Below are 13,302 nucleotides of genomic sequence, written 5' to 3'. Positions count from 1 at the left end.
GATCATGGGAACAGTGTGCCGTGCAGAAATCGCCGACTGTCTGGAAGACGCGTTCGGCGGTTCGCCCGTCTCTGCGCAGTCACTCGTCCAGTTCGCCACCGATCATGGTGCCCGGCCACCGGTCATCGAGGTGCTGGGTCGCCTCCACGAACGCGAGTACCGCAGGTTGCGTGACCTGTGGAGAGAGCTGGCGGACATACCGCTGGAGTCGTGAGTCCGCCTCCCGGCCGATCGTGTGGCGCCGACCTCACGAGCCCGCCGGAATCGCGAACACCACGACGAGCCCCAGCAGGACCGCGAGCGTCCCGAAGCCGGCGAGGCGGGCGGTGCGACGCGGTACCGAGCGGTCGCGGATCAGGACCACCAGCAACATCATGGTGGCGACGAGGTAGTACGCCGCGAACGCACGCGAGGCGAGGCTGACGATGGCGAACACGTCGGCGAGCCACACCACGGCGACGGCCGACCCGGTGACGGCGACATAGCCGACTCCCGCTGACGACATCCGCGGAATCGCGCCGGCAAGCATCTCTCCTCCGCCGGCGGTGTCGGCGATCGCGGCGCTCAGCTGGCTGGCGACGGCTGCGACCACCAGCAACGGCACCAGCACCACGGTCATCTCGCCCGCGACATCCAGGATCGCAGTTTCCTGGACCGTCGACGGGAGCGCGTCGAAGACCCGGACGGACAGCGCCACGAAGACGAGATAGATCGCCGCGGAGATCAACTGGGCCCGTCGCATGGAGGCGATGCGGGTCGGCGCGTCGTAGTGAGCACCCAGGTAACGCGACGTCTCGAACCCTTGGACGACCAACAACATCCCCGCCAGGACCCGCACCGCGTCCCATCCACCCCACTCGATCTGCGCCGTCCGGTACGCATCGACCACCGCGCCCGGGTCGCCGAGGTCGAAGGCGAGGAGCGCGACCACGAGACTGGCGATGATCGAGAGCTTGATGCCGACGGCAACCTCCTCGAGCGCCTCGAGTCCGTGCAGGCCCCGTCGCCAGCCGACTGCACCGATACCGACCAGCACCATCGTGGTGAGCACCTGTGCCGCACGCGGGTCGTCGGTGACCGAACGGAGAACGAACGACGACATGAGCCGGAGGTAGAACGCCACCGAGACGACGTATGCGAAGCTGAGGAGAAGCCGCGACAATCGATCGAGATCGACCAGGATGCGAGACGGATCAGTCTTCTCCAGCCGGGGTTCGACCTCGGCGATCACCAGTCGCATCGCGGCGCCCACCCAGTGGGCGACCGCGACGACTCCGGCCATGGCGACCGGTGCCCACGAACCGACGACCGCCGCCAGGAGTGGCGTCACCACCAGGAACCCCGACCCGATGATCGAGGCGAGCGGGGTGACCGTCGCTCGCCATCGGGGTGATGCACGCAGTCCCGGTCGCAGGAGCGCTGCGGCCGCCACCACGACCGTCAGCACGACGGCGATGGCGATCACCGGGGCGCCGTCGGAGGCCGGCCGGCCGTCGGGGCGGTCATCCGTCTAGCCCGCCGCATTCTCCTCGGTGAACGGGCCGTAGCTCATCGAGTCGAGGGCGGCGAGCAGGTCGTCGGCTCCGGACAGCGATGTGACGATGATCTTCTTGGCCACGCTGAGCAACTCGAACACCTGCGGATCGGCCACCGAGTAGATCATCGAGGACCCCTGGCGTTTCGCCCGCACGACACCCGCCTTGCGGAGAACCGCGAGTTGCTGGGAGAGGTGGGAGGATTCCAGACCGACGTCGGGTTGGAGTTCCGACACCGAGCGGGGACCACCCGCCAGGATCTCCAGGATCCGGATTCGTGCGGGATGGCCGAGCGTCTTGAAGAACTGCGCCTTCACGTCGTAGATGGGTTTCGGCATCGCCGCTCCTTCGATGTCGGACATGATCATATCGTCAGACACGACGGGATCAGAGGGCGTGCAGGGCGGCGCGGATGCGCTTCTCGCTGACCTTCCCCTTCGCGCCCACCTGCTGGGCGAGGGTTGCGATCCGGAATTCCTCGAGCTGCCAGTTGAGATCCTCCAGCGCGACCGAGGGTGCGAGCCGTTCGGCGTAGGCGTCGAACTCGTGCTCCAGTGAGCGGCACCGTTGCATCAGCTGCCGGTCGAGGGCGACCCGGTCGGGCAGCTTGTCGAGCCGCATCCGGATGCCGGCCAGATAGCGGGCCACATCGCCGAGTCGGCCGGCTCCCACCCCCGCGAGATGGCCCGGATACACGAGGCGGTCGAGCTGGGCCTGCATGTCGAGATAGGCCGGGTGCAGTGCGCTCGCGACGGGCGCAGCGAGATCGCGGGTGAGGCCGGCGGCCGCGATCAGGATCGCCACCGCCTCACGGCCGATCGTCTCGACAGCATCGGGAAGACTGCGACGCACCTGCTCGACCAGCGCCACGAAGTCGCGCTCGGTCCACACCGGGCCACCGGCCTCACCCAGCAGATGCGAGAAGATGCAATCGGCTGCGTCGTTGACCCAGGCGAGTTTCGATCCATGCGGGCTCGACGCCAACGCGAGCGTTGCCCGATTGTCGAAGAGGTCGTTGAGCATCCGCGCCGATCCACCCACATTGAGCCGCAGCAGACGCGCGCTGCCCGCCCACATGGCGTCGTGCTGCTGATCGGCATCGGCGAAGAGGCGGAGGCCGACCGTCTCACCCTCGTCGACGAGCGCAGGGAACGCGTCGACCTCCAGGCCGGCCGCGCTGGTGCGCACCAGCGGGGGAATGTCGCCGAACACCCACCGCTTCTCGCCCGATCGCACGAGGTCGTGGGCGCCGCCGGCAAGGTCCTCCCTCACCTCCGCGGCCAGTTGGTGCCTGATCATCGCGAGATCACGGCCCTGCACCAGAACCTCACCGGCATCGTCGACGACGCGATAGATCGGTCGCAGGTGATTGGGCAGTCGGTCCAACACGAGCGCGTCCGGCGGAAGCGGTTCGCCGGAGATCGCCCGCAGCTCGCGGCGAACCGCGTCGACCAGGTCCGCGCCGGAGCCGGGCGTCAACGCGGGAAGGATCTGCGCCACCGTGTCGGGGATCGGCACGAATGACTTGCGCACCTCCTTCGGCATCGAACGCAGCAAGGCCGTCACCAGCTCCTCACGCAGCCCCGGCACCGTCCAGTCGAACGCCCTCGCGTCGACATGGCCGAGAAGCGTGACCGGCACCGTGACGGTCACACCGTCGTGCGCGGAGGTCTCGTCGAACTCGTAGTCGAGCGCGAACTCGACGTCCCCCGCCTTCCAGCGGTCGGGGAACGATTCGGCATCCGCGTCGACCTCGGCGACGTCGAAGATGTCGTCGAGGTGCAGGTCGAGCAGATGGGGATCCTTCTCTCGGCGCCGGTTCCACCATCGATCGAAGTCGGCCCCCGAGGTGACCTTGCCGCCGAGCCGCTGGTCGTAGAAGTCGAACAGGGTCTCGTACTCGACGAAGACGTCCCGGCGCCGACGAGCCCCCATCTTGCGCACCTCTTCGAGCACGCTCTCGTTCTGGGCGAAGAAGGCGTGGTGGGTCTGCCACTCTCCCTCGATCAGGGCGTGGTGGATGAACAGTTCCCGGGCAACCGCCGGGTCGACCCGTCGATAGTGCACCCGGCGGCCGGCCACGAGGGGAACGCCGTAGAGGGTGGCCCGTTCGATGGTCATCGCCGAACCCTTCTCGGCATCCCATTCCGGTTCCGCGTAGGTCCGCGTGATCACGTGCTCGCCGGCTCGCTCGGCCCACTCCGGCTGGATCCGAGCGGCACTGTGGGCCCACAGCCGATTGGTCTCGATCAGTTCACCGGCCATCACCCAGTTCGGCGGCTTCTTCCCCAGTGCGGAGTTGCGGCTGATCACGAATCGGGCGTTGCGGCCCCCGAGGTACTCGTTGCCGTTGGAGTCCTTCAGGCCGATGTGGGAGAGCAGACCCGTCAGCAGACACTGGTGGACGATGTCGGGCTTCGCCCGCTCGCGGTTGACGGTCCACCGCTGTGACTTCGCGGTGCGCTCCAGCTGACGCACGATGTCCCACCACTCGCGGATGCGATTGTGGTTGAGGAATTCCTTCTTGCACATTCTCCGGAAGGCGCTGCCCGAGCGGTCGCGCCGCTCGGTCTCGAGGTGGTCCCACAGGTTCAGCCAGGTGAGGAAGTCGGATCCGGGCTCGTTGAAGCGAGCGTGGAACTCGGCCGCGGTGTCTCGTTTCTCGCTCGGACGCTCGCGGGGATCCTGGACCGACATCGCTGCGGTGATGATCATCACCTCGCGTAGACAACCGCTCTCGGCGCCGGCGATCACCATGCGCCCGAAGCGCGGGTCGATCGGCATCCTCGCGAGCTGTCGTCCGATCGGGGTCAGCCATTTCGTCGTGCCCTCGAATTCGGGCCGCACCGCATCGAGTTCTTCGAGCAGCGCGATGCCGTCGCGGATGTTGCGGAGCTCGGGTGGGTCGACGAAGGGGAACGTCTCGATGTCGCCGAGCCCGAGCGATGCCATCTGGAGGATGACCGACGCGAGGTTCGTCCGCGTGATCTCGGGTTCGGTGAACTCGGGGCGGTTGGCGAAGTTCTCCTCCGAGTAGAGCCGGATCGCGATGCCGGGCGCCACCCGGCCGCACCGGCCTGAGCGTTGGTTGGCGCTCGCCTGTGAGACGTCCTCGATCGGGAGCCGTTGGACCTTCGTGCGACTGCTGTAGCGGCTGATCCGGGCGGTGCCGCAGTCGACCACGTAGCGGATGCCGGGCACGGTCAGCGAGGTCTCGGCCACGTTCGTCGCCACCACGATGCGACGACCGTCGCGCCGCGACCGGTCGAACACGCGGTGCTGCTCGGCGGCCGAGAGGCGCCCGAACAGCGGGACGACCTCGGTGTTGCGCAGGCGGGCATCGGCCAACGCCTCGCTCGTTTCGCGGATCTCGCGTTCGCCGCTGCAGAAGACCAGGACGTCGCCCGAGCCCTCGCGCGCGAGCTCGTCGACGGCATCGACGATCGCTTCCGCCTGGGTGAGCGCCTCCCCGGTGTCGTCGTCTTCCGGCGGCCGGTAGCGGATCTCCACGGGGTAGGTCCTCCCCGACACCTCGATGATCGGCGCATCGTCGAAGTGTTGCGAGAACCTCGCCGTGTCGATCGTGGCCGAGGTGATGATGACCTTGAGGTCGGGTCGGGTCGGGAGCAATCGGCGGAGGTACCCGAGCAGGAAGTCGATGTTGAGACTTCGCTCGTGGGCCTCGTCCACGATGATCGTGGAGTAGGCCGACAGCTCCCGGTCGTGCTGCATCTCGGCCAGGAGGATGCCGTCGGTCATCGCTTTGATGGCCGTCTTCTTCGACACCTTGTCGGTGAAACGGACCTTGTAGCCGACGAGGCCGCCGACCTCGTCGCCGAGCTCCTCGGCCACCCGTTCGGCGATCGACCGGGCGGCGATGCGGCGGGGTTGGGTGTGGCCGATCCAGCCGGTTTCGTGCAGGCCGAGTTCGATGCACATCTTCGGCAACTGGGTGCTCTTGCCCGACCCGGTCTCACCGGCGACGACGACCACCTGGTTGTCGCGGATCGCGGCGAGCAGTTCTTCGCGTCGTTCGGCGATCGGCAGATCGGCCGGATAGGTGACCGTGATCGGCGCCGCGGCGGGATCGACGGAGTCCATCCGTGCAGTGTGGTCCTCGGGTCCGTGCGTCACAACCGGGCGCAGGACATCGGGCCCCTTATGCTCACGCCGTGGCGAGCATGCGAGGCGGCACCCGAATGAAGCGACTCGGCCTGTGGCTGGTTGCGCTCGGCATCGTCGCCGTGGCCGTGGGCACCATCGTGACGTGGGGGTTCCTCGGTCGCCTGCTGACGGCCGACACCCACGCCGTTCCGGGCACCTTCGAGGAGAAGCTCGACCCCGGCACGTATCTGATCTCACTGCAGACCGGTTCGAGCCGTTCGGTCGGCGTCGTCAGCTTCAGCCAGTCCGTGAGTGTCGGAATCGACGAATTGCAGATCAGCGGTCCGAACGGCGAGATCGTGGTTGCGAGGCCCTCCGGCAACGAAACCGTGGAACGCAACGGCACCAGCTTTCGGGGCGTCGCCGTGTTCGATGCCCGGACCGAAGGCGTCTACGTGATCTCGCTGACGCCGACTCGACCGACGAATGCGCTGGTCACCCGATCACTACGGGACGTCACTCTCGTCGAATGGCTGGGAGTGGGTACGGGCGGACTCGGTGTGATCGCCGCCTTCGTGGGCGTGATCCTCGCGATCGTCGGCTGGGTACGCGACCGCGACCTTCGCCGCGCCGCGGAACGGACCTCGAGCCTCCCCCCGCCGCCGGGCGGGCCACCGGTCTGACGCCCGGGGCGTTCAGTGCGCGTCGGCGTCGCCGGTTCGCGCCGGTAGCTGCGCCACCACTGTGGCGATCACCAGACCGACGGCGATACCGACCACGGCCGAGATCCCGGTGTTGACGAACCACTCGAGCACCCCGCCGACCGAACCGACATCGGCGACCCGGTGTTCGGCATCGTGGACCCGGTCGTAGGGCCAGTGCCACCCCAGCTCCTCGGTGCCGACGAGGAGGATGTGCCCACCCACCCACAACATCGCCGCCGTGCCGATCACGGACAGCGCAGTGAGCAGCTTGGGCATCCCGGTCACGAGGGCACGACCGACCCGTTGCGAGGTCGTCGAAGGGCGTTGGGCCAACGACAGCCCGATGTCGTCCATCTTCACGATCACGGCGACGACGCCGTAGACGGCAACGGTGATCAACGCTGCGACGATCACCAGGATGATGGCCCGTGCCAGCAGCGCCTCGTCGATGACCTCCTTGAGTGCGATCACCATGATCTCCGCCGACAGGATGAAGTCGGTCCGAATCGCGCCCGCGATGGTCGCCTGCTCGGCATCGGGACCTTGGACCGCCGCAGGCACGTCGTGTTCGCCGTCGTCGTGACGGAATGCGTGCACGATCTTGTGGGCGCCCTCGTAGCAGAGGTACGCGCCGCCGCACATGAGGATGATCTCGACGAGCGTCGGCGCGACCTCGCTGAGGAACAACGCCGCCGGGAGGATGAAGAGCACCTTGTTGCGAATCGAACCGGTGGCGATCTTCTTGATGATCGGGAGTTCGCGTTCGGCGGCGAGACCGTGGACGTAGGTCGGCGTGACGGCGGTGTCGTCGACCACCACACCGGCGGCCTTGACGCTGGCCTTTCCGGCGGCCGCGCCCACGTCGTCGATCGACGCCGCAGCGAGCTTCGCCAGCGCCGCCACGTCGTCCAACAATCCGACCAGGCCGCCGGCCATGTGCACCCCATCTCGCCACGGCGTTCGCCGCGGAAACGAAGCTGCAGGCTAGCGCCTGGCGCGAACTCGGGCGGTCGGGTCGGGTACGTTCAGTCGATGTCGTCCGCCGCCCGCCAGCGCCGTCCGCCTCGTCTCGCCGAGGAAGTCGCCAACGACCTGCGCCGGCGGATCCTCGGTGGCGAGTTCTCCGACGGCGACCTCCTGCCCATCCAGGACGAGTTGGTCGCTCAGTACGGGGTCAGCCTCCCGTCGGTGCGCGAGGGGCTACGAGTGCTCGAGACCGAGGGCCTGATCACGGTCCGACGAGGCAAGGTGGGAGGTTCGATCGTGCAGCTCCCCCGTGCGGAGACGGTCGCCTACACGGTCGGCCTGGTGCTCGAGTCTCGACACGTCGAGGTCGACGAGCTGGTCGCCGCGATGGCACAGCTGGGTCCGCTGTGTGTGCGGGCCTGCGCCGAACGGGCGGATCGCGCCACCGAGGTGATCCCCGCCCTCGAGGCGATCCATGGCGAGTCGGTCGAGGCGGTCGACGATCCGCCGAGGTTCGCGATGCTCGCGCGACGCTTCCACGAGGAACTCGTCGCCCGCTGCGGAAGCCAGCCACTCGTGGTGCTGGTCGGTGCGCTCGAGTCGCTGTGGTCGGGACAGGTCGCCGCCGCGGGCGAGGAGATCGACTTCGGTGCCCTCCCCGAGACCGACATGCGCAACGACTCGCTCGACGAACATCGACGAATCCTCGACGCCATCGTCGCGGGCGACGGTGAGGGAGCCGAACGGGCCGCCCACCACCACCAGGCCGACCCGCAGCGCCACAGTCTCCTCGGCCGCGGCATCACCGTCTCGGCGACCCCGCTGCGCGACCGCTAACGAGGCGAGTACCGCTCCCGAAGCACGTGTTTGCGGATCTTTCCCGAGGCGGTCGCCGGCAACTCGTCGAGGATCTCGAGTCCTTCCGGGAGCTTGTAGGCGGCCAACCCGGCGGCCCGCAAGCGATCGATCATCAGTTCGAAGTCGAGTCGGGCGCCGTCGCGCAGGGTCACGAAGGCGCACGCCTTCTCGCCGAGCCGCGGGTCGTCGAGCCCGACCACGGCGCAGCGCTCCACCTCGTCGAAGTCGAGGATCATCTCCTCGATCTCACGCGGCGCGATGTTGAGACCGCCGCGGATGATGATCTCCTTCGTGCGACCCACGATCGAGACCGAACCGTCCGGGCCCAGCACGCCGAGGTCACCGCTGCGCACCCAGTTCCCGTCGAGGAACGTCGCTGCGGTCCGTTGCGGGTCGTGGAAGTAGCCGAGCGCGTTCTGCGGACTCTGCACCTCGATCTCACCCGGCTCGCCCGGCCCGCACGGCGCACCGTCGGCGGTTCTGGTTCGCACCGTCACTCCGGGGAGCGGCATCCCGTCGGTGTCGCGACGAGTGTCGAGTGGGAGGTCGGGCCGGTTGCACGACACGACGAGGGCCTCGGTCGAGCCGTAGAGCCGCAGCACCCCGATGCCGCGTTCACCGGCGGCCGACACCAGCTCCGGTGGCACTGCTGCTCCGCCACACGCGAAATGGGTGAGTTCCGGCAGTGTCTCGTCCCGCCGTTGCAGCTCACCGACAAGATCCTGGAGGAAGGTCGTGGCCGCCAGCGTGTAGGACGCTCCGAAGCGGCGCACCAGCGAGATGGCGACATCGGCGTCCCAGCGGTCCTGGAGGACGAGCGGCACCCCGTGGTACAGCGCGAAGCGCAACCCGAAGTTGAAGCCGGTCGAGTGGCCGACCGGCGACGGCATCCACACGACCGTCTCGGCGTCGAGCCCGAGGAAGTCGTGCAGCGCCCGCACGCCACTGTTGGTCGTCTGCTCGCTGTGGAGGATGCCCTTCGGTGCGGCCTCGGTACCCGAGCTGAAGATCAATTCCGAATGACCGCCGGCGTTCGGCAACGGCGCCGTGGGAACCCGTCCGGCGGCGGCATCGCGACGCACGTCGTCGATCATCTCGTCGCCGTCGACCACGAGAACCCTGACATCGGGAGGCAGCGATCCGCTGACGGACTCGATCAACTCCCGGTGATCGAAGTCGCGATACACCGCAGGGATGACGACGGCCGACGGAGACGCCGTCGCGAAGATGTGGCCGAGCTCCTTGGCCCGATAGTTCGGGAGCAACGTGTTGAGCACGAGGCCGAGCCGCAGCGAGGCGAGGGCCACCACCGCAGCCTCGTAGCGGTTGGGCAGCTGCACCGAGACGACGTCGCCGGCCACGAGCCCATCCGCCTCGAACCTCGCGGCCAGCGCATTCGCGTCGGCCAGCAGGTCACCGTTGGTGACGGTGCGTTCGCCATCGCGGTCGACCACCGCACGCGCATCGGGTGCGGCGGCCGCATGCGTCGCGAACGCGCCCCAGAGGGTCGTGTCGTCCCAGCCCGGGCGCGGATCGGTCATCGGCCCTGCCACCGAGGCGGGCGACGTTCGAGGAACGCGTGCAGTCCCTCGGTCGCGTCGTGCGACGACGTCGCGTAGTCGACCACGAGATCCATCTCCGCCTGTAGCGCCGTCGCGCGGTCCTCGTCCTGCGACACCACGATGAGCTCCTTCATGCGCTTGACCCCGAGGCGACTGTGCCCGGCCGCCGCCGCGGCGATCTCGATCACCCGCTGCTCCAGGTCGTCCGCCGGGACCACTTCGGCGACCAGGCCGATCGCCGCCGCCTCGTGGGCATCGATGGTTCGCCCGGTGAGCAGCAGCTCCTTCGCCTTCTGGAGGCCGATCGCCCGGCAGAGCCGCTGACTCCCGCCGGCACCCGGGAGCTGACCGAACACCAGGTGACCGTCGGCGATGGTGGCGGTGTCGGCCGCGATCATGAGGTCGCACGCGAGCGCGATCTCGAGCCCGCCGGCCACACACGCACCATTGACCATCGCGATGGTGATCACGTCGACCGTTTCCAGGCGGGTGCACACCGCGGCGAACCGTACGAGATAGTCGCGAAACGCGGGCGGGTCCTCGTAGAGGCTCAGGTAGCCGCGGAGGTCGCCACCGGCGGAGAACGCGGGGCCGTCGCCGGTCAGGACGACGGCCCGAACCCGCTCGTCGTCGACTGCCGCGGCGAGCAACGGATCCAGTTCCCGCAGCGTCGCGAGGTCGATCGGGTTTCGCTGCGCGGGCCGCTGGAAGGTGAACACCCGCACGACACGGTCGTCGCCGGTCTCCACGTCGCGTACGCCGACGCGGACGTCGTCGGTCATGTCGACACCTCTCTCTCGGGTGCAGCCGGGCCGTCCGGTAGCGCCGCGACGAACCGGAGTCGGCGCGAGCCGTCAGCCCCCGAAGGGAACTCGACCCGCACCGGCGCATCACCCACGAGTCCGTCGGCCGCGATCTCCAGACGGGCGACCACCCGGGCCCCTTCGGGCAGGTCGATCAGCCCCACCACATAGGGCACGTCGTCGGCGAAGGCGGGGTCGAACGCGACATGGCAGACGGTCCAGGAGTACAGGGTGCCCTCGCCGGACGCTTCGACGATCTCGCCCTCCGGGTGCCCGCAGTGTGGGCAGCCCGGCATCGGCGGGTACGCGGCACGGTCACACGCACGACAGCGACGCACGAGCAGGCGACCCTCGTCGATCCCCGAACGGAAGAAGTCGGCGTCGCTCATCGTCGCACCAGTACGAGGGCCGAACCGTCCTGCAACGCGCCGGAGGTCACCACGCCCGTCTCGGCGCCGGGCACCTGACGCGCGCCGCCGCGGCCCTGCAGCTGCAAGACCGCTTCGGCCAGCGTGTTCATGCCGTGAAGGTAGCCCTCGTTGAGGAGGCCGCCGTTGGTGTTGACGGGGAGGCGGCCACCGGGGGCCGTGTGGCCGGCCCGGACGAACTCACCGGCCTCACCGCGGCCCGCGAAGCCGAGGCCTTCGAGCCCGAACAGCACGACGCTCGAGAAGCAGTCGTAGATCTGGGCGAAATCCATGTCGGCGGGGCCGAGCCCGGCGCCCGACCACAAGCGGTCGGCCAGCAGCGAGGTGTGGTTGCGGCTGAGATCGGGCCAGCTCGAAGAGTCGGCCATGTCGAGACCACCGCCGCGGCCGAGGACATAGGCCGCCGACTCGATGCCGACTGCGGGGTGGGGCGCGTCGGCGGCCTGCTCGTCGCTGGTGAGGACGATGGCGCAGGCACCGTCGACCTCCGTGGTGCAGTCGACGGAGCGGAGGGGGTCGGCGACCATCGGTGCGGCACGGTGCTCGTCGATGGTCAACGGGGTTCGACGGAACGCCCGGTCGTTGTGGGCCGCCCATTCCCGCTGGGCGATGGCGACGGCGGCGAGGTCGTCCTCGGTCGCGCCGGTGTCGATCATGTAGCGACGCGCCCACATCGCGATGGTCTGCGGGTAGGCCACGAGCCCCGCATCGTGGCGCAGATCGGCGGCATCACCGGGAGCCCGGGCGCTGCCGACCCGTTGCCCGCTCCGACCGTTGAGGGCCCGATAGACGACGATGTTGCGGGCGACTCCGGTCGAGATCATCGTCGCCGCGTGGGCGGCCAGATAGCAGGGGGCCTGACCGGCGAGGCCCGAGTCGAGGATGTGGCGCAGGTCGCCGAACCCGAGCACTGCGGCCACCGCCTGCGCCGGCACCGAGTCGTTCAGGTACTGATAGGTGACGACGCCGTCGATGTCGGAAGGGGCGAGGCCGGCATCGGCGATCGCGTCGCGACAGGCCTCCGCAGCGAGGGAGAGGACGGAGCGCCCGGACGCCTTCGAGAAATCGGTGAATCCGACCCCGGTGATCGCCGCCTTGCGATACGCGGTGTTCTCTCGCATGCGCACCCCCTCTGTCGTCATTCTGCCGGTTCCGATTGTGCGTCATCGAATCTTCTAATAATTTGATGTTGTACGCAAACCCCTCGACCCTGGAGTCAGCCATGACCACCCCGCCCACCTACAAGCTCATCTCGGCCGACGGGCACTTCAACGAGCCGGGCGACCTCTGGACGAGCCGGGTCGCGTCGAAGTTCGTCGATCAGGTGCCCCGCATCGAGTCCTTCGACGAGGGCGACGCCTGGGTGATGGAGGGCGCGCCCGCCACCCGCCCCTTCGGCTGGGGCGCCTGCGCCGGCAAGGACCCCGACCAGATGGGCAAATGGTGCCGGTTCGAGGACCTCAACCCGGGTAGCTACGACCCGAAGGCCCGGGTCGAGGAGATGATGGCCGACGGCATCGACGCCGAGGTGCTCTTCCCGAGCGGCATCTGGCAGTGGATCTCCGCGGCACCGACCGACGAACTCCACCTCGAACTGGTGCGCGCCTACAACGACTTCGTCTCGGAGTTCGCGAGCCACGATCCGGCCCGCCTCGGTGGCATGGCGATGCTGCCGAGCCGAGGCGTCGAATCGACCGTGGCGGAGCTGGAGCGGGTGCTGCAGATGCCGGGGTTCGTCGGCCTCCTGCTCACCTGCTACCCGAACGGGACCCTCGACATCGAACCCGAGGACGATGCCGTGTGGGGCCGCGTTCAGGAGAGCGGCCTACCCCTCGCCATCCACGTCATGCTCAGCAACCGGATGCCACGGCCGCTCACCGCACAGGGCCTCCCCGGCACCGTGCACTTCAACGACGCTCCCCAGCGGATCCTGCAGTTCATCTTCTGCGGCGTGCTCGACCGGTTCCCCGAGCTCACGATCCCGATGATCGAGACCGACTGCGGATGGCTTCCCTACTTCTCGGAACAGGCCGACGACAACTATCTCCGCCACAAGGACTCGTCGCTGCGCGACCAGAACCTTCCGATGCTCCCGAGCGAGTACATGGCCAAGCACTTCCCGGCGACGTTCATCAACGACAACTACGCGATCGCGAACCGCCACCGCATCGGCGCCGACCGGATGATGTGGTCCAACGACTACCCACACATCACGTCGGACTGGCCCTACTCGTGGAAGTCGATCAAGGCATCGTTCGCCGACGTGCCGATCGACGAGAAGCACGCGATCCTCTGCGGCAACGCCCAGCGGATCTTCGGATTCGGACGCTGACGGACCCACG

At 68.4% G+C, this 13,302-nt stretch carries 12 protein-coding genes; 4 read left to right on the top strand and 8 right to left on the bottom strand.

From position 1 onward, the window contains the following. Window positions 1–4 precede the first annotated feature (4 nt). The gene (locus R2707_13670; protein MEZ5246143.1) at window positions 5–214 is read left to right on the top strand and encodes a DUF2795 domain-containing protein; all 210 of its coding nucleotides are present in this window, start codon (window positions 5–7) and stop codon (window positions 212–214) included. 33 nt (window positions 215–247) lie between these two features. On the opposite strand, the gene R2707_13665 is transcribed toward R2707_13670, so the two are convergent. From R2707_13665 to hrpA, 3 genes are read right to left on the bottom strand one after another with little or no spacing between them, the layout of a single operon-like run. Next, window positions 248–1,465: a hypothetical protein gene (locus tag R2707_13665; protein MEZ5246142.1), complete on the bottom strand. Its 1,218-nt coding sequence runs from the start codon at window positions 1,463–1,465 to the stop codon at window positions 248–250. A gap of 45 nt (window positions 1,466–1,510) precedes the next feature. Then, window positions 1,511–1,897, bottom strand: a complete 387-nt coding sequence (locus tag R2707_13660) for a metalloregulator ArsR/SmtB family transcription factor (GenBank protein MEZ5246141.1) — start codon at window positions 1,895–1,897, stop codon at window positions 1,511–1,513. A gap of 25 nt (window positions 1,898–1,922) precedes the next feature. Then, window positions 1,923–5,636 (bottom strand): ATP-dependent RNA helicase HrpA, encoded by a 3,714-nt coding sequence (hrpA, locus tag R2707_13655; GenBank protein ID MEZ5246140.1) that lies wholly within the window; start codon window positions 5,634–5,636, stop codon window positions 1,923–1,925. Between the two features lie 71 nt (window positions 5,637–5,707). Between hrpA and R2707_13650 the strand changes: the two genes are divergently transcribed. After that, complete coding sequence (locus tag R2707_13650; protein MEZ5246139.1) at window positions 5,708–6,322, top strand: hypothetical protein; 615 nt, start codon at window positions 5,708–5,710, stop codon at window positions 6,320–6,322. Window positions 6,323–6,334: 12 nt separating this feature from the next. On the opposite strand, the gene R2707_13645 is transcribed toward R2707_13650, so the two are convergent. Beyond that, window positions 6,335–7,279: a DUF808 domain-containing protein gene (locus tag R2707_13645; protein MEZ5246138.1), complete on the bottom strand. Its 945-nt coding sequence runs from the start codon at window positions 7,277–7,279 to the stop codon at window positions 6,335–6,337. Window positions 7,280–7,375: 96 nt separating this feature from the next. Between R2707_13645 and R2707_13640 the strand changes: the two genes are divergently transcribed. Further along, entirely contained in the window at window positions 7,376–8,146 is a 771-nt protein-coding gene (locus R2707_13640; GenBank protein MEZ5246137.1) for an FCD domain-containing protein, read from the top strand. Here the strand turns inward: R2707_13640 and R2707_13635 are convergent. The 4 genes from R2707_13635 to R2707_13620 are packed head-to-tail and all read right to left on the bottom strand — an operon-like array spanning window position 8,143 to window position 12,081. Continuing rightward, a complete protein-coding gene (locus R2707_13635) occupies window positions 8,143–9,708 on the bottom strand; it encodes an AMP-binding protein (GenBank protein MEZ5246136.1) in 1,566 nt (521 codons plus the stop codon). The genes R2707_13640 and R2707_13635 overlap by 4 nt on opposite strands. After that, on the bottom strand, window positions 9,705–10,511 hold the full coding sequence (locus R2707_13630) for an enoyl-CoA hydratase/isomerase family protein (protein ID MEZ5246135.1): 807 nt from the start codon (window positions 10,509–10,511) through the stop codon (window positions 9,705–9,707). The genes R2707_13635 and R2707_13630 overlap by 4 nt, the downstream gene beginning before the upstream one ends. Then, window positions 10,508–10,921, bottom strand: coding sequence for an OB-fold domain-containing protein (locus R2707_13625; GenBank protein MEZ5246134.1), 414 nt, complete (start codon window positions 10,919–10,921; stop codon window positions 10,508–10,510). Before R2707_13625 ends, R2707_13630 begins: the two co-directional genes overlap by 4 nt. Further along, window positions 10,918–12,081, bottom strand: coding sequence for a hypothetical protein (locus tag R2707_13620; protein MEZ5246133.1), 1,164 nt, complete (start codon window positions 12,079–12,081; stop codon window positions 10,918–10,920). Before R2707_13620 ends, R2707_13625 begins: the two co-directional genes overlap by 4 nt. 101 nt (window positions 12,082–12,182) lie before the next feature. Between R2707_13620 and R2707_13615 the strand changes: the two genes are divergently transcribed. After that, window positions 12,183–13,292: an amidohydrolase family protein gene (locus R2707_13615; GenBank protein MEZ5246132.1), complete on the top strand. Its 1,110-nt coding sequence runs from the start codon at window positions 12,183–12,185 to the stop codon at window positions 13,290–13,292. Window positions 13,293–13,302: the final 10 nt, after the last annotated feature.

Source organism: Acidimicrobiales bacterium (assembly GCA_041394245.1).
Lineage (GTDB): Bacteria > Actinomycetota > Acidimicrobiia > Acidimicrobiales > Aldehydirespiratoraceae > JAJRXC01.
The sequence above is the reverse complement of the archived record's forward strand: the minus strand, read 5'-3'. Positions and strand labels throughout refer to the sequence as shown.